Origin of the sequence: Paenibacillus sp. TAF43_2 (genome assembly GCF_052113545.1) — a bacterium.
In the GTDB taxonomy this organism is placed as follows: Bacteria; Bacillota; Bacilli; order Paenibacillales; family Paenibacillaceae; genus Pristimantibacillus.
In genome coordinates this window covers 32,558-51,113 of the sequence record NZ_JBFRDK010000010.1, presented here as the reverse complement: position 1 = coordinate 51,113, position 18,556 = coordinate 32,558, and the positions used below count along the sequence as shown (strand labels likewise).

Below are 18,556 nucleotides of genomic sequence, written 5' to 3'. Positions count from 1 at the left end.
CAATCTGTTATTGCCGTCTATCACCGTTCGCCGCCGCTTTTACAAAATAACGCCGTCTTTAAAAATCGCGATTTCCTTAAACCCGTTCCGCTCATTGTGTGTTTGCACTTCGCCTGAAGCCAAGCTGATTAGTTGCTCCCACAGCTCATCGGTCAGCGTCTCCATGCTTTTGCTCTCAAGCAGCTCACCTGCGTTAAAGTCGATCCAGTTTTTCTTGCGGGCAGCAAGCTCGCTATTCGTCGCAATCTTCACCGTTGGAACCGGCCCGCCAAACGGCGTTCCCCGTCCTGTCGTGAACAGCACGATATGCGCTCCTCCGGCTGATAACGCCGTAACCGATACCAGATCATTGCCAGGTGCTTCTAATAAATTGAGACCGTTGCTCGTAACGCGCTCCCCATAAGGCACAACATCCCTTACAATAGCGTGTCCGCCCTTTTGAGTACAGCCGAGTGATTTTTCCTCTAATGTACTAATGCCCCCTGCCTTATTGCCGGGCGATGGATTCTCATAAATCTCTTGATCATGCTTTATAAAATATTGCTTGAAATCGTTTATTAAATGAACAATTTTGTGAAAAACCTGCTCATTTGCTGCACGACTCATTAATATCGTCTCCGCGCCGAACATCTCCGGCACCTCGGTCAATATAGCTGTACCGCCCGCTTCGATCAAACGATCCGATACCGCCCCTACGAGTGGATTCGCCGTTATGCCGGACAAGCCATCCGAGCCGCCGCATTTCAGGCCAAGCTTCAGCTTCGATACGGAAACCGGCTCGCGCTTGAATCGTTTTGCATAACTTACGAGCTCTTCTACCAGTCCCAGCGCGTCCTCGATCTCATCCTCCGCCTCTTGCGACTTGAGAAACTTTACTCGTTCCGCGCTATGTTCGCCAATTGCCCGCTTGAACGCATCAATCTGATTGTTCTCACAGCCTAAGCCGATAACGAGTACGCCAGCTGCGTTCGGATGGTTTACGAGTGAGGCAAGCAGCTTCTGTGTGTGCACAAGATCATCGCCAAGCTGCGAGCAGCCGAACGGATGTGCAAAATGGTACACCCCATCCACATGTCCTTCATAAAGCGCATGTGCTTTTCTTGCTACAATCTCACAGGTTTTATTAATGCAGCCGACCGTGTTAATAATCCAAATTTCATTCCGTATACCGACATCGCCATTCTCGCGAATAAAGCCTTGAAAGGTACGATCAGCATCACGCGATGCTGCTTTCACTTCTGCTGGCGACGTAGTCTGCTCATACGAATAATCGAGAACTCCTTTTAAGCCCGTCCCCATGTTATGGGTATGAATCCAGCTGCCTGGCTCAATATCTACCTTCGCAACTCCAATCGAGTAACCAAACTTGAGCACATGCTCCCCTTTGCGAGCAGCTCGCGTCAGCACCTTATGACCCTTCGGCACCTCATCTTGCAGCTCAAGAACTAGCCCCGACTCAAGCGTCAGCTTATCCCCTTTTGCAAATGACTGCAGCGCAATAACGACATGATCGTCCTCATGCAATCGAATCCAGCTATTCATTCGCTACTCGCTCCATTTCCTCTATGCTCGCGCTTACCGCAGCTGCCAGTTCTGGCCATAGTGACGCCAAATCACATCCCCACACGTTTTCCAAGTGCAGCAGTCTAGATACGGTCTGCTCCAGCGGCCATTTCTGCCCTTTCGCTTCCGCCCATACAGACGCAATGATAGCTAGCAAGCCAGCATCATCCCTCACCGCGTACGGCAATCCGCTTAACGTTTTCCCTTCGTAACCCGTCTCACCAAGTATTACTTTGTAATACCGCAGCAAACCAGCAAAACCTTGTATAAGCCCAGTTGGCAGCATATTACCATCTTCCGCATAATGAAGCAGGGATGGAAGCAGACGCACTTTAAATTTACTTAAGCTGTTCATCGCAATATCCGCAAGTCGATGACGAATGAACGGATTAAGAAAACGTTCATAAACATCCTGTGCATAGGCGTGCAGCTCCTCTTCAGAAATGGCAAGTGAAGGGATAATTTCCGTCTCTACTGTTGCTCTCACCAGAGAACCAAGCACTGTATCCTCCATCGCTTCCCGCACCTGCTCCATATCATGCAGCAAGCCAAGCGGCGTCATTAACGTGTGCGCACCATTCAAAATTMGTACCTTTCTTAGCTGGAAAGGCTTCAAATCCTCGACATAATGTACGTTCAGACCCGCCTTGCGCAGCGGAAGCAGCTCATCCAGCTCCGGTCCTGTCTCAATCGCCCATAAATGATACGGCTCTGCCGTGCTCAGCATGGAATCGGAGTAGCCCCATTCACCAAACCAAGCTTCGGCCTGCGCTGCATCGGGATAACCCGTAACAATGCGATCGACTAATGAGTTCAGAAAACGGTTATGCTGAGTAACCCAATCTTTGAATTCTTTGGAATATCCCCAATCATCGCTATAGCGCAAAATACAGCTGCGAAGTTCATCGCCATTACGTTCCAGCAGCTCGCAAGGCAAGCATACTAAGCCGCGCTTCGGATCGCCTTTAAAATAATTAAACCTGCGGTACAGCAGCTGTGTCAGCTTGCCGGGAAACGACTGAATCGGTTGTCCCTCGATCAGCTCCTCYGGTYGATAAACAAGACCCGCTTCCGTCGTGTTGGATACGACAACCTGCAAGTCTGGGCTTTCGGCCAAAACGAGATATTCATCCCAATTGGAATACGGATCAAATACTTTGCTAAACACAGAAACAATCTCTGTACGCTCCACGCTGGCACCATTCTCCAAACCGCGAACAACAAGCGTATATAGACCGTCCTGTTCTGCCAGCGCATCAATCTTTGGTTTTCCTCCAGGACGCGGCTGCGTCACCGCAATGCTACCCTCGTATAAGCCTTGATTCTTGCAAGCTTGAATCATCCAGTCAAAAAAGCCGCGCAAAAAATTGCCTTCGCCAATTTGCAGTACCGTAATCTTAGCTTGCTTTATTGCCCTATATTGCTGTATCTGTTCTTCATTTAAATGCTGCTCGTTTAAAGTATTCATATTCGATAAAACTCCTTTGCGTTTCGTCCAAACAACCGCTCTCGCTCTAATTCCGTCCATGTCTGCGGCAGCGCCTGCTCCAGCACGGACACAACCTCGTCGTAGCTTGCCGCAAGCAAGCTGACCGGCCAATCGCTGCCAAACATGACCCGCTTGTAACCAAATGCTTCGAGCGCATGCTCGATATAGGGCAAGAAATCAGCTGGTTGCCAGTTATCATGATCCGCCTCTGTGACCATTCCCGAGAGCTTGCAAAATAGATTAGGATGAGCGGCCAATTGGCTAATCTGGCTTTTCCAAGGCTCAAGCTCCCCAGCTTTTATTCTAGGCTTCGCGATATGGTCAATGACCGCATGAAGGCCTGGCACTTTATCCAGCAGTTCAACTAGAGGAGTAAGCTGATGCGACACAACTAACAAATCTATCGGTATTCCTTTGTCTGCAAAATATGTGAACGCTTCCAAATAGCTTGGTGCTAAAATCGCATTCGCATCAGGCATCTCCTGAATCATGACACGGAAGCCTACACATTTCGGATGCTGCGCAAAACGCTCGTAATGATTGCGATAATCCGGATCGGCAAGATCCAGCCATGCGACAACGCCTAATATCGTATCGGATGACTCGCTTAATGTCAGCAAATAATCCGTTTCTGCAAGCGTCGCTGCCGCCTGCACAACAATCGTACCGTCCAGCTTATGTTTATTTAGATGAGGCTCCAAATGCTGAGGCAAAAAATCGCGGTAAAGCACCGGAATGTCTGGTGTGATCCAGCCGTAATCCCCTCGTTCAATCTTCCAATAATGTTGATGCGAATCTATTCTCATCTCATCAGCCTCTTTTCTAACAAAGTAGCTTCCTCTTCATTATAAAAAACAATATTGATAGCTGAAATAATCAATTCATGCATATTTGTACTCTTTTTTGATATTTGTTACAATCAGGCTGATGCTAGGAGGACTAGCGCTTTTTGAAACTTAAAATAGAATGGAAAAGGTGATCGGATGATCCGTCCGTTTCAATTAGAAGATGTAGATTACATCATTAACTCCCACTACAATCTTTACAATAAGGAGTTCCAATACGATCTTTCTTTCCGAGCGTTTATTGCTGATCGTGTACATGGTTTTATCGAGAGGTCAGATCCTAATGAGAACATTTGGATTTTGGAAAGCGAAGGAAAGCAGCGTGGTTCGATTAGTATTCATAAAGTGAATGAGGATACCGCTCAGCTCGGTTTGTTTGAGGGAAAACTATGAATCCCTATCGTAAAAGGTTCGATGCCCATACACCGTTTCCGTTTGAATGCGTATATCGTGACACCAAGAGCGCGCAAAACGAATTGCCTGATCATATACACGATTGGTATGAACTCGTTTATATTTATAGCGGCAAAGGTACGTTCTTTATCGATCAGACGTTTTATGATGCTGTTCCCGGCGACATCTTCCTCATTCCCGGAAACACGATCCATCGCTCCTTTCCAGATTCGAATGACCCGAAAACATCAACTGCGCTTTTCTTTAATGCTTCACTCGTGCACAGTCCGCCGCTTGGCGATTCTTTCTCCTATTTGCGCTGCTTCGAGCAAGCCAAGCGCCATAAGGCGTACAAGCTGTCGAAGGCATCTGCTGAAGAGAAACAACAAATAATCGATTTAATCGATCGGATACATTTGGAGGAAATGGACAAGCTGCCAGGCAATCGTCTAGCTATCCTTCTTCATCTCCAGCAAATATTGCTGTTCCTCGGGCGAATCCTCGCTCCCTCTGAAGAAGGCCAAACGGTATCCTCATCCGCTCCAAGCTGGATGACCGCTGTATTAACCTACATCGATGAGCATCCGGGCAGTCCTCTTGGCTTGTCGCAGCTTGCCAAACGCGCATCGGTTACGCCCGCTCATTTTTCACGTGTTTTCAAAAAACTAACCAGCATGAACGTTACGGAATATGTCACGACCAAACGAATTATTCGCGCTAAAGAGCTATTAATGGAGAGCGATGCCAATATTGCCGAAATAGCCGAGCAATGCGGCTTTGAAAGCCTTCCGCATTTTCACCGTATGTTCAAGAAACTAACAGGCATGACACCCTCGCATTACAAAAGGAATGAATAATGGTTAGATTCAAAAGGCTGCCTCCGCAAGGTTTTCACAACCTGTGCAGGGCAGCCTTTTTTTACATATTAAACTCGCCAGCTGACCAGTCGATTAACGATGACCATTGTCATAGCTGTGTAGAGAAGCATCATGAGGCAATCCAGCATGACCCCTTGTGTCCAGCCATGAAGCAAAACAACGCGCATGGCGTCCGCTGCATAAGTTGTAGGGAAAATATACGAGACGACCTGCAGCGCTTTAGGCAGCTGATTGAGCTCTACCATGACTGGAGATAGGAAGGTTACAACCATCATAAGCAGCTGAGCAAGCATACTGGTCAACTGCTGATTCGGCGACCAGAAGCCGATGCATACACCGAGCCCTACCACACTCGTCAGCGACAGCAGCATAACGACTGGCAAACCCCATGATAGATGAAGGTCTACGCCATAAACAAAATAACCAATGACACCCAGCAATACGAAGGATGGAATCGTGCTCATAAGCCCGCGCAGCAAATTAGCGGCTACGAAGTTTATTTTCCGGATTGGAAGCGACGCATAAAATGTAAAATGTCCTTGATGCTTTTGCATCGATATTTCTTGCCCCATACTGTTTAAGCCCATAATAATGACGCTAAATATCATATTGCCCGCAATAATCTGAACCATCATCTCTGGGGCGGGGTCAGCGATAAAGAAACGCATAAATAAAATCGTCGTCAGCGGAAACATCGTTGCCAGCAGCACGACGATTACCCAGCTGTCACGTATTAGCGCGAATTGAATGCGGAATAAAATTTCCAGCTCCGTCCATAATCGCTTCGGCCCAGATAGTTGTATTGCCTGCATGTGCCGCAAGCCAAGTGGTGTTCCATTCATGATGCGGATACCTCCTTCATCGCCAAGTCATCAATATGGAAATAAACATCCTCTAAGCTAGGAGGCACAACGGCATATTCCAAAATCGGCAGCTCTGTATGGTCGATAATATACTCTAGTACTCTGCCCGCAGCATTCTTCTCAACTAGCAGCAGCAAACGATTCTCCCCGCTCTCCTGCACGATCCCGTAATGATGAAGGGCGGCAGCCGCTTCGGCACGGCGCCCATTCTCTGTCGTAAGCTCAAACTTCAAGCGCTGGTCAACCTTCTGCTTTAACGTTGCTATATGATCAATCGCCAGCAGCCTGCCATGATTGATGACAGCCGCTCTGTCTACAACCTGCTCAGCCTCCAGCACATTATGCGTGACCAAAATAATCGTCGCGCCTTCGCGGTTGCGCTCCTGGATTAAATTCCAAACGAGCCGCCTTTTTTTCGGATCAAGCTCATTGGTAGGTTCATCAAAAATAAGCACAGGTGAACGGCCAATTAGTGCTGTGCCAATACCGATCAATCGTTTCTGTCCCCCGGACAGCTGCTTCAGCAGCTTGTTTCTTACATCCGCCATATCAAATTGCTCCAATAATTCCTTCGCCTGCTTTTCTGCTTCTGATGCTGGCATCCCTCTTAGCCTGCCCGTAAAAGAAAGCGCTTCGTGCACTTTCAGCGCTGACAGCACATGCGGCTCCTGCGCGTAATAGGCCACCATGCCGGATACGTGACGCGTATTCTTAATCACATCCTCGCCGCAAAACAAAACCTGCCCTTTGGTAGGCTTCAATTGACCGACCATTTGTTTAATGAGCGTCGACTTGCCCGCCCCATTCGGGCCGAGCACGCCAAGTATCTCTCCTTCACGAATCGTAAGCGAGATATCATTATTGGCTGTGACCATCGTTTTGCCTTTCTTATATACCTGACTAACTCCCTTTAGCTCGTATACATACTCACCCAATCTCATTCACTCCCTTATGGATTACGGCAGCAGCTTGCGCCTTGTTTGCTCCCAGTAATAAGCGATTTTTTCTTTGTCGAGCTCATAATAGATGCGATTATCTACTCGAATCAGCTGAATGAGATTAAGATCAAACAACATATTCGTATGATAGCTTATAGCAGCAGGCGTTAAGCCCATTTCCTGAGCAAGCTCATTGCCATAGTAATTTTTATGGCGAAGCAGCTCAATCAATTCCAGCCTTCGCCTATCGGCAATAACCTTCAAGAAACGCTCAATCGTCTCTTGATCCTCGTTACGCCATGCAAAAGCGTCATTGTTGATTCCAATCACCACCAAATGGGAATGTCCTTCACGGTCATCACGATGAATGCCAACACGCACCTGCGAAAAATAACTCACATGCACGGCTGTCTCTTTATCAACCAGATCAACATCCATCTTCGTAATATCGCGGATCGCGCGCTCTGGCTGTTCATCAAATAAGGCACGATATTTCACAGCTCCAGCTTCGCCAAGCTCCTTCAAGCGACCTCGCATAGGCATATAGGCATAACGATGAAACTGCTCCATTATAAACAGAGTCCGCTGTTTGTATTCCTCAGAAAATCGAATATGTTCCAGCAGTGCCGCATGCTCCGCTTGATCAGGCAGCTCACATCCCGAGGCGAGCTCGTAAAGCAGCCCCGCATCCTTCGAGATGGCTCCCCAGTCTCTCCCCTTCGTCCATTCCATGTTCTCGTCATTATATTTCGCAGCTGCCAGGTGGAAGACGAGCTCGCTTGCAGGCTTGCCACGGTAAAACGCCAGAAAATCCTCAGAACTATTCAGCTTGTCTCGTTCCTCTAAAAACAGCATAACCATGACATAGTCAAGCCGCTCTTTAAACATGTTGTCACCAAATAGGGCAGCTATCTCTGCTTTCACATAATTGCTCATGCTCGCATTCGCGGTCTCCGCCATACGAATCATTTCGTCATCCAGTGTAAAATGGATCTCGCGCGCGAAAGCCTTCATATGCTCGAATTGCGCAACAAATTTCATCGTGACTAAAAATTCAATAGGCTCATGATAAGAAAAATGCAATCTTTTGGCTGCTATTTCCCAGTCTAAAATAATGAACGCCTCCACACTTCGTTAAGTATTCGTTTAATGTTATTTAAATAATATATAAAAATCATTTAACATTCGTTAAACATTAATTTAAATGAACCGACTTGAATTGTCAATATCATCCACAAAAAAAAGCTCTGCGCAGGCTTAACTTCTTAGCCTATGCAAAGCTTCTTTTAGTTAATTTTAATTTAACTCCAACATTTTCACAAATTAAACAAGAGCAGATCCCGAATTCGATCTGCTCCTTGCTTTAGCCACTTGCTTATTCCTTTTAAGCTTCTGCTGCATTCATCGGGGTACATTTGGGCGAGTAGATTCACGTACAATCAAATCAGGCTGCAACAAGATCGACGAATTATGCTTCGATCCCCGAATTAAGTTCAATAATTGACGGGCGGCTTGCTTGCCCATCTCTTCCATTGGCTGGCGAATCGTCGTGAGTCTAGGATGGATCTCATTCGCAAAACCTTGATCATCATAGCCGATAATTGATATATCCTCGGGGATACGATAGCCTTCACTCTTCAGTGCCTCCATTAAACCGAACGCAAGTCCATCATCTCCAGCGAATACTGCCGTCGGAATCTGGCCTGAGCTTATCCACTGCCTTGCAACCTCAAAACCGTTCCGAATGCCGAACCGCGTGTGTGTTAGAATTAACGGCTGCACACCAGCCTCTTTCAATGCCCGCTCGAACCCTTGTTTTCTTTGGCGTACGCTTAGAAAATGCTCTGGACCAGTCAAATGTCCAATAAGGGTATGGCCAAGTTCCAACAGATGCTTCGTTGCTTCGTACCCACCTTTGAAATTATCGACATTCACGGTCAGCGCTTTTGTCTGCTCGATGTGGTTGTCAATGATAACAAACGGGATACCCTTTTTCCTCAGCTCTGAGACATAATGCTTTTCATTCAGAGGTGAAAGCACGATAATACCATCAACACGATCCTCTTGGAACAGGATGTGCTCCGAATCGTATTTTTCTGGGTTATATACGGATAAGGCCAAGAAGTACCCTTGATCCTCAAGATATTCGTTCACAGACTGGACGATACCATCGAACACAGTATCCTGCAGCGTGACGAGCATAAGCCCGATCACACCCGTTGAACCTCGCGCTAAGCTTCGAGCAGCAGAGTTAGGTCTGTAGTCCAATTCTTTTATCGCTTGCAATACTTTCTGTCGATTGCTCTCTCTAACCGTCGGCGCGTTGTTCAGCACCTTCGAGACCGTAGCGAGCGACACGCCCGACTTCGCAACGACGTCCAAAATACTTAATTTTTTCATTGCCACAGAACTCCCTCAAACAACAATTACAATCTTTTTCAACTTAAGCCAAATTAGACTCCAGTCGCCTTTTACAAGTGTGATTCTGATCATCCGAGGCCCTATCGTCAGCTTAACATCCATCACTTTTATTGTCCAACCGACGAGTTCTAATCGCTCTTTATCATACGCTATTTGCAAATTGCAGCATAACGTATTAGAACTGCCGATACGTTAATATCGGCAATTCCGCATCATCGTGAATTTGATGGCTTAACCATAACAAATCACAGGTTATATATTCTATAAATCAATACTGCTGTTTCAGCTCTTGTAGCATTGCCATACGGATTTATGTTTGCTCCGTCACCGTCTACTATTCCATTTTTGACCAGCGTGGAAACGCTTTGTTCTGCATAAGATGCAATCTTGGAGTGGTCAGCAAAGCGGCTTAGATCTGCGGATGTGCCTGCCGCAAGATTCTGATTCGTCACCTTCAATGCCCGATTAATCATCGTTATCATATCCTGCCTTGAAATCGGTGCTTCAGGATTAAATTCATTATTTCCTAATCCCAATACAATGTCCAGTTTTTTGGAAATAGAAATTGCATCAGCATAGTAAGCATTCGGCTTAACATCAATGAAGTTATCATTCGCTGATGCAGTCAAGCCCAGAGCTTTAACAAGCAAGAGTATAAAGTCCGCTCTCTTAATGGACGAGGCTGGAGCAAAGTTCGCATCCGAAATTCCGTTAATAACGCCCTTGGACGCCAAAACCTCAATTGACTTCTTCGCCCACGAATAATGATTAATGTCCATGAACGTTTTATTTACAAAAGCTATTGCGTACTTGCTGAAATGAGCGGTCTTAAAGATGACCTTTCCGGAAGCAGCATCATACCTGCCTGACGGAACAGATACGATTGTGCCCGCGTCCTCGATAAACCAAACCACAAGGTGTTCATGTGAAGCAAGCTCGGCAGCCGTTGGTGTATAAGGCAGCATCACGGTTACTGGTGCATCGGGATTATTCCATTCTATCGTCTTGTCATCAACTTCCAGCCCGATATCAACGACAGGCCTGTTGCCAATCTCAGCCTGCGTCTTTGTATCGAGCTTGGATTTATCAAAATTACTAATCGTTAGCTTCGCTACTCCCGTCGTTGTTAAGTTTAAGGAGTTTAACATATGACTTGAAATAACGATCGTTCCTATTTCAGTTCTAATCTCTATTCCGTGCAGCAAGGCAGCTGTATTAAGAAACTTTACAGGTATGCTAGTAGAATAAGAAACGGCACGTTCTACCTTCTGAAACTCGATAACGACCATTTTCAAACCTTCGTCATTCTTTAGGCTTGCAAGCGCATCAGCAATTTTTTTTTCCGAAATAACCGCTTTGGCATTTCCAGTTACAGCGTCAAATTCCGGCGAAACCACTTTTATTATGCCGGAATTATTCGATGTTGCAGGCGGTTGTCCCGGATCAACGGGACCAGGGCCTGAATCTGTTTCCTTTTTTACTACTCTAAACGTTTGTATTGCGGTAGTTGATGCGTTCCCAGCAACGACTTTGTAATCACCAAATGCGAGATCAACTGGCAGAGTAAATTGTCCGCTGAAATTTCCGCCGTTAAAAACATCAGCGTGCAATACAGTCCCATTCGGCCGGAGTACAGTCACCGTCAACTCCTTCAACGAGGTGCTGCCGGAAATCGTTACCGCATCGCCCGGAATTTTATCCGTAATAGGATTCAATGTGAGCTGTGCATCTGCATAAGCCGTGAGTGAAGCATGAATAAAGAAAAATAAGCCTACTATAAATCCGGATACTAACCTCTTATACATAGCGGTCTCCCCGTTATACCATTATTTTTGGCGCTGCCAAGTTTTCTGCTGCGCTGGAGCTGTTCCCAAACTTATCAAATACGAGTACTTTCACTTTGTAGGAAGCTTTGCTCGGATCCGGAACATGAAATTCTGCCGTCAGCTCTTTCGCTGACTTAATATCATCATGTAAAGCAATGATGCCTACAGGAACATCTCCATCCAAAAGCTCGAAGATGATAACTTCATTGCCGCTGTGATCAAGTCCTCCTAGTGTTGGTTTAATATTGACCACTGCCTTAATGCTTGATGTTCTGTCCAAAGCTGCAGCATTAATTGTAAATGAAGGCTGTGTTTTGGTTAACATGAAATCATCTACGTAAATGCTTCCACTGCCGGTCACTGACAAGTATAACTCCAAGCTTGCCGTGCCAGCCGGGATGACAAATCGGCCTCCAAGCTGCTCATAGTCAGTGTTAGTCACAGAAAGCTCTACAGCAGCATCTTCAAGCTTTTCTCCTGCACTGTTAATGAAGTTAATTCCAATATAACCGTCAGCGCTTCCTGTTGATTTCGCCCATACAAGTAAGCTATAGGTTTCATTCTCCTTAAAACCGGTGATCCCGCTGCGATTGAAGCCAGAAGCTGTATCTGCTTTAAGAGCGAAAGTACCGCTATGTACTTCCTCCTTCACAACATTAACAATTCCATAAATCTCACTGCCTGGCTTGGTCTGATCCCAGCCGCTCAAATCCCCCTTCTCAAACCCGGGATTTGAAAGAAGATTGATCTGCAACTTTTGGGCACTCACGGTGATAGGAGCACTCCATGGACTCGTTCCCGTATCGCTTCTGCGAGCTCGCACACTATAGGTATGCGTAGAACCCTCGATCAACTCTTTATGAACATATGGACTCGTTACGTTACTAACGAGTGCTCCGTCTACGAACAGATCATACTGACTGGCCCCTGTCACTGCATTCCACGACACACTAATCTGATTTTCGCTGGCTTCAGATTTCCGTAAGCCGGAAGGTATGCTGGACTCCAATACGATATCATCTACAATAAACACGCCCATATCATTGGCCTGGAAGGCCAATTCCATCTTAACCGCTGTTGGAGGCGTTATAAACGATCCTGTATAATGCTGCATCTCACTGCTAGTTACCTTAATCGGACTCGCAGTACCCTTCAACAATACGTTATTGCTGTCATAGAAAGAAACATCGATAGTTCCTAATCCAGGCTGCCCCGCATCCGGTTTTCCTTCTTCAATAGCCGACACTTTGCCCCAAGCGGACACAAGATAAATCTTATCCCCTTCAACACCTTTGGTCACCACTTGAGAGCGGCCATCCCATCCGTCTCCTCTGATTCCGTACGTGCCATTATTTCCAATACCTGCTACGATTTCTGCACCCCAACCCACTGCCCAACCAGCTGTTCCTGCTTCAAACCCTGGGTTAATGAGTATATTGGCCTGTTCAATTAGGCTTGCATTTACTGCCGGAGTCCATGCGCTCGTATCTCCGCTATGCTTAGATCTGATCTGATAAGCATGTGTTGCTCCATCTTCTAAACCTGTATGTGAATATGGACTCTTCACATCAACTACCAATCTATCATCAACTAGCAAATCGTATCCCGTTGCATCCTCTACCGCTGCCCATACGAGATCGATCTGAGATGTGCCTACTATCGTTGTGGTTAAACCTGATGGTACTGCCGGAGACCTCTCAAGAGAGAACTCGTCCACATACATTTCTGTGCCTGCAACTACGTAAATTTGTAGAGTCTCTACGCCTTCCGGCGTTCTGAATGTCCCTGTATATTGTTTGTAGTCATCGCTCTTATCCACCGTAAAATCTACACTTGGTGCAGTTATTCCAGTCCCATTGCTATCCAGATAACTTACGCCGATATAGGCTTCATCAACCGAATTTTTTGCCCAGAAAGAGAAGGTATAATTCTTTTCAGCAGCAACGTTCGCTTGGACATTCTGATATACGCTTGCCCCATTCTCAAGATAGAGAGCATTGGTACCATTATGCGAAACCTTTGTAACCTGCGTATCGGATACTATTGTTGGCGAGCCTTCCCAGATTCCCCAGCCATCAAGCGTACTGGATTCAAAACCCGGATTTTGCACCACATTGGATGCTGCTGCAATTGTTGCTGTGTTGACGACAGGACTCCAAGCACTCTCGCCTGCATTATTTTTCGACCTAACTTTGTAGCTATGGGAAGATCCAACAGACAATCCTGTATGTGCATATGGACTGGACACACCGCTTATCACTACGCCATCCACCATCAGGTCATAACCAATTGCACCTGATACCGCAGGCCAGTTTATATTAATTTGTGATTTACCGTCAGCTATCGCGGTCAATCCGGAAGGAGCTGCAGGCACACTTTTTGTTGCGTCCCCTYTTTCCAGAGAGAAATCGTCCGCATAAACACTACCAAAGACAGATGAGAAATAGATTTCCAGCTTTTCTGTGCCCGCCGGTGTAGTGAAAAACTCTTCGACTCTTTCATAATTCGGGTTCGTTACAGGAATCACTATTAAGTCAGTTTCAATTTGTATATTTGAGCTATCCAAGGCTTTCACACCGATATACCCGGAAGCTCCTTGTTCTGCCTTAGCCCAAGCAGACAACGTAAATTCATGGTCGCCATACACGCTGTTTACAACGCTTTGCGTAATGCTGCTGTTTGCTCCTACTTCAATTGCATGGTTTCCGCTATGAGCAAATTCCCCGCCTACAACGGCAGTCGTTCCCTCTGATTCGCTCCAGCCCGTTGTATTGCCTGACTCAAATCCCGGATTTACTATCAGATTATTAGATATAAATTCATGAACGCCAATGTCAGGTGCGCCATTATAAAGCCCATTGCCCCAGAAGTCTTTGCCGCCGTTATCCTTCTCACCCAATATGCCAATTGGCATTCCTGCATCGATGAGCGGCGATCCTTCCAGCAGCTTGTACCCAGCCAAAGAGTCTAGACCAAATGTTCCGCTTCCTGGGTTAACCAGCATCGGATCAGCCGTTATTTTGTGCGGATCCATTGGCTCCGTAGAGGAGTGATTGCCATAAAACACATTGTAATCAAAAACGATATTGGTAGCTCCGCCCCACACATTATCGCCCGTCCCCATGTTATAAAAGATATTATTATAGCTTTGGGTATTGTCCGAATAACCGCCGTTTCCTCTGAAATTGTACGGCTTTACGTTCATTCCCTCTTTGGTATAAAACACATTGTTGTAAATATACGTATTTTTATTGGGTCCATTAATATCAAATAGATCATCGCCGTCATTTTGACTAATGTTATATCGAATAATAGAGTTATCAGAGTAAACATCCGCATTTCCACAAACCATAATGAATCCGCCTTGATTATCATGGCTGTAATTATATTGATGAATACTCCTAAAGTTGAAGCCGTCTACATCGAAGGCGCTGCCATCCTCGCCAAACCCGCCATACACTTGATACTGAGCCTCATTCCATTTCTCACCATAAACTTCATTGAACTGGAACACCGCATCATCCGTGGACCATGGCCACATTGCAACAGAGTAGCCGTCAGCAGGACTCTTCAGGGAAGCTCTCATATTGCCGCTTTGACTTACGTTATATTCTACGAGCGGTGACTTCGAGAACATGACCATAATGCCATCACCGCCGATATCGCTCAGCGTATTATTCCTGATCACTATATTGGTATGGTAACCATCCGAACCTGTCGCTCCGCTATACTCTTCAGCGATCCAACCGAAATTAATACCCGTCCGATCAACCGTTGTGAATGTATTTTCTTCTATTAAAATATCATCATAGCGGGTGCCAATTGATTCCATTGCATCGATGATGATTCCGCCAGTAGATTTCCCCGCGCCAAAATGATTATCCCCTTTCACGTCATGGATGTTCATATTGGAAAAATACAAATGACGATTAACTTGCTTATTATTAGATCTAACCAAGACTGCCGCTCTGTAGCCCTCTTCAAAATCATTGTTCGTTATTTCAAGATTACTGATCTCCCAGTACGACTGGTTACCGAGTCTTAATGGAGCTTTAGGAAATTCCATTCCACCGCCGTTGATGACAGGTTTATTGCCCGATCCATACCTATCGATGGTAATCGGGCTGCCCTCGACGCCTGAGCCTTTCGGATTCAGCATACCGGTCCATATACTGCCTGCTTTGAGAAGAATTTTGTCACCCGGTTCGAACGCAGTTTTACTGTTAACTTTATCCAGCGTCTTCCATGGAGCCGACTGGCTTGTCCCTGCGTTGCTGTCACTGCCCTTGATCGAATCCACATAATAATTAGTTCCGGTTTCATCAGCCTTTACTTCGGAAGGTACCGCAAACATAGAACTTATCATTAAGGCTATAATTGCCAACACGGATATCGCTTTTTTTATGGTTGAATGCATCGTGATTCATCTCCTCTTTTGGTTCTTGATAAAACCTTTTTGCATGTGCCGTTATGGATGTAGAAGCTGCCACAGCTAGACTTACCTGATCTTGATGCTGTCATAAACTTCTTGCTTAAGCTCCACTCGCGCCTCTTGAATCCTTTGGTTGACTAATTGTTCATACAACTGCTCTGTATGCCTTTTTTTCATCTCATCGACTCTGTCCTCATAGCTCGGAAACTCAGCTTTGGTGCTGTCGATAATCTTAATTAGGCAATAGGCCTCTTTTTCCTCATAAACTTCGCTTATTTGCCCCTTATCAAGATTCATTGCAATAGCTCTAGATATACCGGTTGCCTCATAATCGAATCGGGTTGCTTGATTATCAAATAATAACGCTTCCATTTTAAAGGAAGATCCGTAGCTTGCAACGACTTCGGAGAAATCTTCTCCTTCATTAACCCGTTTTTGAATTTCCTCGATCATCATCTTACTATCCGTTTCATCCATCGGGATCGAGATTTTCTCCACGTTTTTATTCCTAAATTTGAAATTGCCTTTATCCTTTTTGTACATTTGCTTTAGCTTCTCTTCGGGGAGAAGAAATTCCGTTTCCTGCAGCTTTTCCTTCAATTTAATGATGAGATTGCTTAACAAATAGTTAAAATATTCATTCTCGGAGTACTGAATCGGTCCATATATCACTTTGCCTGTTTCTATCGACTCTTTACGTCTTTTATTTTCTTCCTTAAGACTTCCTATGAATGCTTCATAGCTGGTATCCGTTAGAAGTCCATTTTCCTTAGCTAGTTGAAGCTGCACCATAATGGCTGCAATGTTGCCCATCGTTTTTTGCTTGGCATATTCAATCGGAACTTCTTTGCCTAAACTGTTTGTCCAGAAATTCTCACTGTCCATGGCGCCATATTTATCATGAAAGTATTGAAACGAATTTGCAGCTTCATTCATCAGTTGAACCTTGAAAAAATCCACAGAAACTGCATCGCCATTTATATAGCCAACTACTTCATGAGGTCGTTTATATGAAGCAGCAATCATAACAATTGATGCCATGACTATAACCCCGGACAACAAAGCTAAAATGAAACCTTTTCGATTCATTTTTCTGCTTCTGAACAATTCAATCCCCTCACCTTTCTCAGTTACTCCCAAAATAAAGATTGATCCGGCTAGCATGAATATAGGCCGGATCAATCATCTCATCGGTCTAAACCAGCGGTGATAGCCTAATGTCGCCTTATTTGCCGATTCTCTTTAAATTTTCCTGCCATTTCTCGGTCTTGTACTTCAGCAGTTTGTCTAAGCCAACCTTCTGCGCGTCCTTCTCCGCCTGATCCAGGATCGCCAAAACATCCTCTTCACTCTTAGCGCTCAACACGGCCTGTGCCCGGGCTTTAGTGTAGATATCCACTACACTTTTAGCAATAATGCCTTCTGGAGAATTCGATGCCGGATCCAGATTGGAGAACTCTGTGCTGTTCATTTGGGTTTTCCAGGTAATCTCTGATTGCCAGCGTGTTTCCCAGTTCTGCTCTTCCGGAGAGAGCGTTTTTTCGAATTTTATCTTTGAAGTATCGATGTAAGAAGTATTGCTATTCCATTGCAGATCAGCCGTTGAATCCATCAACTCGTTGCGACCAACCGGATCGCTAGTAAATTTGTCTGTGAAAATCGGTGATTCGTCCGCGTCTACACCTTCCCAGTACAAGCCTTCTGGTCCCCAAATGATTGTGCGTTGTCCTTCAGGACCCGTAAACCAGTCAAGGTAGGCGAAGATTCCTTCTGGATTTTTAGCAGCGGTAGTAATTACACTTACGTTCCAACCCAGCTGGTTGTAATTGCCGGGGTAGATTTTGTTCTTGTCCAAGCCTGCTTTATGAATCGGCCATATCATGAAGTAGCCGGCTTCTGGATCTTTCTCCCTCAGAATCGTGTCGCCTCGGACTCCATTCTGCGTTGGAGAAGGTGATGCATATACAGCCACGCGGCCTGTATTGATCTTCTCGGAAACCTGATCGCCATTCTGTGTAAAAGCATCCTGCGTCATGAGCTTCTCGCGATACAATTTATTAGCAAATTGCAGCGATTCGCGGTATGGCTGATCCAACAGCAGACTCTTAAACTCGTTGCCTTCCGGCACGCCCATTATACCTGTGAAATAGGCTGTACGGTTCTCGCCAAATGCGGAGTACATAGTGTCAACTCCCGCAGCGCCATCGCCCGTTTCAAACGGGATTACATCCGGATATTTCTCCTTGACCAATTTTAGATAGGAGTATAGGTCATCTGTTGTTTCCAGCTTTGGAGAGCCGAGCTCTGTGTAAATCTTCTTGTTAACGACGTAGCCGGAGTTTCCTTGCGGTGTGCTCGTATACCAGTTCGGGAATTGATAAAGCTTTCCGTCTGAGGAACGAAGCATATCCAGCGTCTCCTCACCAGCCCATTTTTTCAAGTTCGGATACTTATCCAGATAGTCATCCAAAGGAACTAGCATACCATTTGCACGCAGATTCTCGACTTCAGCGTCACGTTCGGTCCAGATTACATCAGGCAATTTGTTCGAGGCAATCATCGTACTAAGCTTCGTCTTAGCTGCACCGCCTGAATTAACCGCAGTGACGTTTACTTTCTTGTTTTCCTTAATCCATGCTGAAGCCTTGTCTCCGCCCCACTCCGGCATCGTATACCAGTCGTAATTCCCGTAGAAGCTGAAGTCCAGCGGCTCGCTTCCGAGTACGAATGCGCTGTTCCCTGATTCATCTGGAGCGCTTGTACTTGCGTTTTTCGCAGGAGCTTCCTCCTTGCTGCATCCTGCGAGCACCGGTATAATCGCCAGCGTGCCAGCCAGTAACAGCATAGCCATCTTGTTTCTCTTTTTCATTTCCTTCAAACCCCTCTCATACGATTGTTATTGCATCTA

Annotated in this window: 13 protein-coding genes; 2 read left to right on the top strand and 11 right to left on the bottom strand. The window is 45.8% G+C overall.

The window, feature by feature from the left end:
• Positions 1-39: 39 nt before the first annotated feature.
• The 3 genes from AB4Z17_RS04110 to AB4Z17_RS04100 are packed head-to-tail and all read right to left on the bottom strand — an operon-like array spanning position 40 to position 3,858.
• A complete protein-coding gene (locus AB4Z17_RS04110; protein ID WP_441912746.1) occupies positions 40-1,542 on the bottom strand; it encodes a UxaA family hydrolase in 1,503 nt (500 codons plus the stop codon).
• On the bottom strand, positions 1,535-3,031 hold the full coding sequence (locus AB4Z17_RS04105) for a tagaturonate reductase (RefSeq protein WP_441958301.1): 1,497 nt from the start codon (positions 3,029-3,031) through the stop codon (positions 1,535-1,537). Before AB4Z17_RS04105 ends, AB4Z17_RS04110 begins: the two co-directional genes overlap by 8 nt.
• A complete protein-coding gene (locus AB4Z17_RS04100; protein WP_441958299.1) occupies positions 3,028-3,858 on the bottom strand; it encodes an amidohydrolase family protein in 831 nt (276 codons plus the stop codon). The genes AB4Z17_RS04105 and AB4Z17_RS04100 overlap by 4 nt, the downstream gene beginning before the upstream one ends.
• A gap of 177 nt (positions 3,859-4,035) precedes the next feature.
• Here AB4Z17_RS04100 and AB4Z17_RS04095 point away from each other — a divergent pair, with 177 nt between their 5' ends.
• Entirely contained in the window at positions 4,036-4,290 is a 255-nt protein-coding gene (locus tag AB4Z17_RS04095; RefSeq protein ID WP_441958297.1) for a hypothetical protein, read from the top strand.
• Positions 4,287-5,147 (top strand): helix-turn-helix domain-containing protein, encoded by an 861-nt coding sequence (locus tag AB4Z17_RS04090; RefSeq protein ID WP_441958295.1) that lies wholly within the window; start codon positions 4,287-4,289, stop codon positions 5,145-5,147. Before AB4Z17_RS04095 ends, AB4Z17_RS04090 begins: the two co-directional genes overlap by 4 nt.
• A 68-nt stretch (positions 5,148-5,215) precedes the next feature.
• Here the strand turns inward: AB4Z17_RS04090 and AB4Z17_RS04085 are convergent, their stop codons facing one another.
• The 8 genes from AB4Z17_RS04085 to AB4Z17_RS04050 all read right to left on the bottom strand — a co-directional run bounded on the left by AB4Z17_RS04085 (position 5,216) and on the right by AB4Z17_RS04050 (position 18,517).
• On the bottom strand, positions 5,216-6,010 hold the full coding sequence (locus tag AB4Z17_RS04085; RefSeq protein WP_441912751.1) for an ABC transporter permease: 795 nt from the start codon (positions 6,008-6,010) through the stop codon (positions 5,216-5,218).
• Positions 6,007-6,972, bottom strand: coding sequence for an ABC transporter ATP-binding protein (locus AB4Z17_RS04080; protein ID WP_441958294.1), 966 nt, complete (start codon positions 6,970-6,972; stop codon positions 6,007-6,009). Before AB4Z17_RS04080 ends, AB4Z17_RS04085 begins: the two co-directional genes overlap by 4 nt.
• A gap of 15 nt (positions 6,973-6,987) precedes the next feature.
• Positions 6,988-8,010 carry an ArsR/SmtB family transcription factor gene (locus tag AB4Z17_RS04075; protein ID WP_441958292.1) on the bottom strand — a complete coding sequence of 341 codons (1,023 nt, stop codon included), beginning with the start codon at positions 8,008-8,010 and terminating at the stop codon, positions 6,988-6,990.
• Between the two features lie 360 nt (positions 8,011-8,370).
• Positions 8,371-9,369, bottom strand: a complete 999-nt coding sequence (locus AB4Z17_RS04070) for a LacI family DNA-binding transcriptional regulator (protein WP_441958290.1) — start codon at positions 9,367-9,369, stop codon at positions 8,371-8,373.
• Positions 9,370-9,635: 266 nt separating this feature from the next.
• Positions 9,636-11,195, bottom strand: coding sequence for an S-layer homology domain-containing protein (locus AB4Z17_RS04065; RefSeq protein WP_441958288.1), 1,560 nt, complete (start codon positions 11,193-11,195; stop codon positions 9,636-9,638).
• Between the two features lie 13 nt (positions 11,196-11,208).
• Positions 11,209-15,633 (bottom strand): carbohydrate binding domain-containing protein, encoded by a 4,425-nt coding sequence (locus tag AB4Z17_RS04060; protein ID WP_441958287.1) that lies wholly within the window; start codon positions 15,631-15,633, stop codon positions 11,209-11,211.
• A gap of 81 nt (positions 15,634-15,714) precedes the next feature.
• Positions 15,715-16,689 (bottom strand): peptidylprolyl isomerase, encoded by a 975-nt coding sequence (locus AB4Z17_RS04055; RefSeq protein ID WP_441958285.1) that lies wholly within the window; start codon positions 16,687-16,689, stop codon positions 15,715-15,717.
• A 184-nt stretch (positions 16,690-16,873) separates the two neighbouring features.
• Entirely contained in the window at positions 16,874-18,517 is a 1,644-nt protein-coding gene (locus AB4Z17_RS04050; protein WP_441912757.1) for an extracellular solute-binding protein, read from the bottom strand.
• Between the last annotated feature and the right edge of the window lie 39 nt (positions 18,518-18,556).

What these genes read in the sequence shown, in the direction of transcription:
- AB4Z17_RS04110 (WP_441912746.1), bottom strand. Translation starts at nt 1,542, where the DNA reads ATGAATAGCTGGATTCGATTGCATGAGGACGATCATGTCGTTATTGCG.
- AB4Z17_RS04100 (WP_441958299.1), bottom strand. Translation starts at nt 3,858, where the DNA reads ATGAGAATAGATTCGCATCAACATTATTGGAAGATTGAACGAGGGGAT.
- AB4Z17_RS04095 (WP_441958297.1), top strand. Translation starts at nt 4,036, where the DNA reads ATGATCCGTCCGTTTCAATTAGAAGATGTAGATTACATCATTAACTCC.
- AB4Z17_RS04090 (WP_441958295.1), top strand. Translation starts at nt 4,287, where the DNA reads ATGAATCCCTATCGTAAAAGGTTCGATGCCCATACACCGTTTCCGTTT.
- AB4Z17_RS04085 (WP_441912751.1), bottom strand. Translation starts at nt 6,010, where the DNA reads ATGAATGGAACACCACTTGGCTTGCGGCACATGCAGGCAATACAACTA.
- AB4Z17_RS04080 (WP_441958294.1), bottom strand. Translation starts at nt 6,972, where the DNA reads ATGAGATTGGGTGAGTATGTATACGAGCTAAAGGGAGTTAGTCAGGTA.
- AB4Z17_RS04075 (WP_441958292.1), bottom strand. Translation starts at nt 8,010, where the DNA reads ATGAAATTTGTTGCGCAATTCGAGCATATGAAGGCTTTCGCGCGCGAG.
- AB4Z17_RS04070 (WP_441958290.1), bottom strand. Translation starts at nt 9,369, where the DNA reads ATGAAAAAATTAAGTATTTTGGACGTCGTTGCGAAGTCGGGCGTGTCG.
- AB4Z17_RS04065 (WP_441958288.1), bottom strand. Translation starts at nt 11,195, where the DNA reads ATGTATAAGAGGTTAGTATCCGGATTTATAGTAGGCTTATTTTTCTTT.
- AB4Z17_RS04055 (WP_441958285.1), bottom strand. Translation starts at nt 16,689, where the DNA reads ATGGCATCAATTGTTATGATTGCTGCTTCATATAAACGACCTCATGAA.
- AB4Z17_RS04050 (WP_441912757.1), bottom strand. Translation starts at nt 18,517, where the DNA reads ATGAAAAAGAGAAACAAGATGGCTATGCTGTTACTGGCTGGCACGCTG.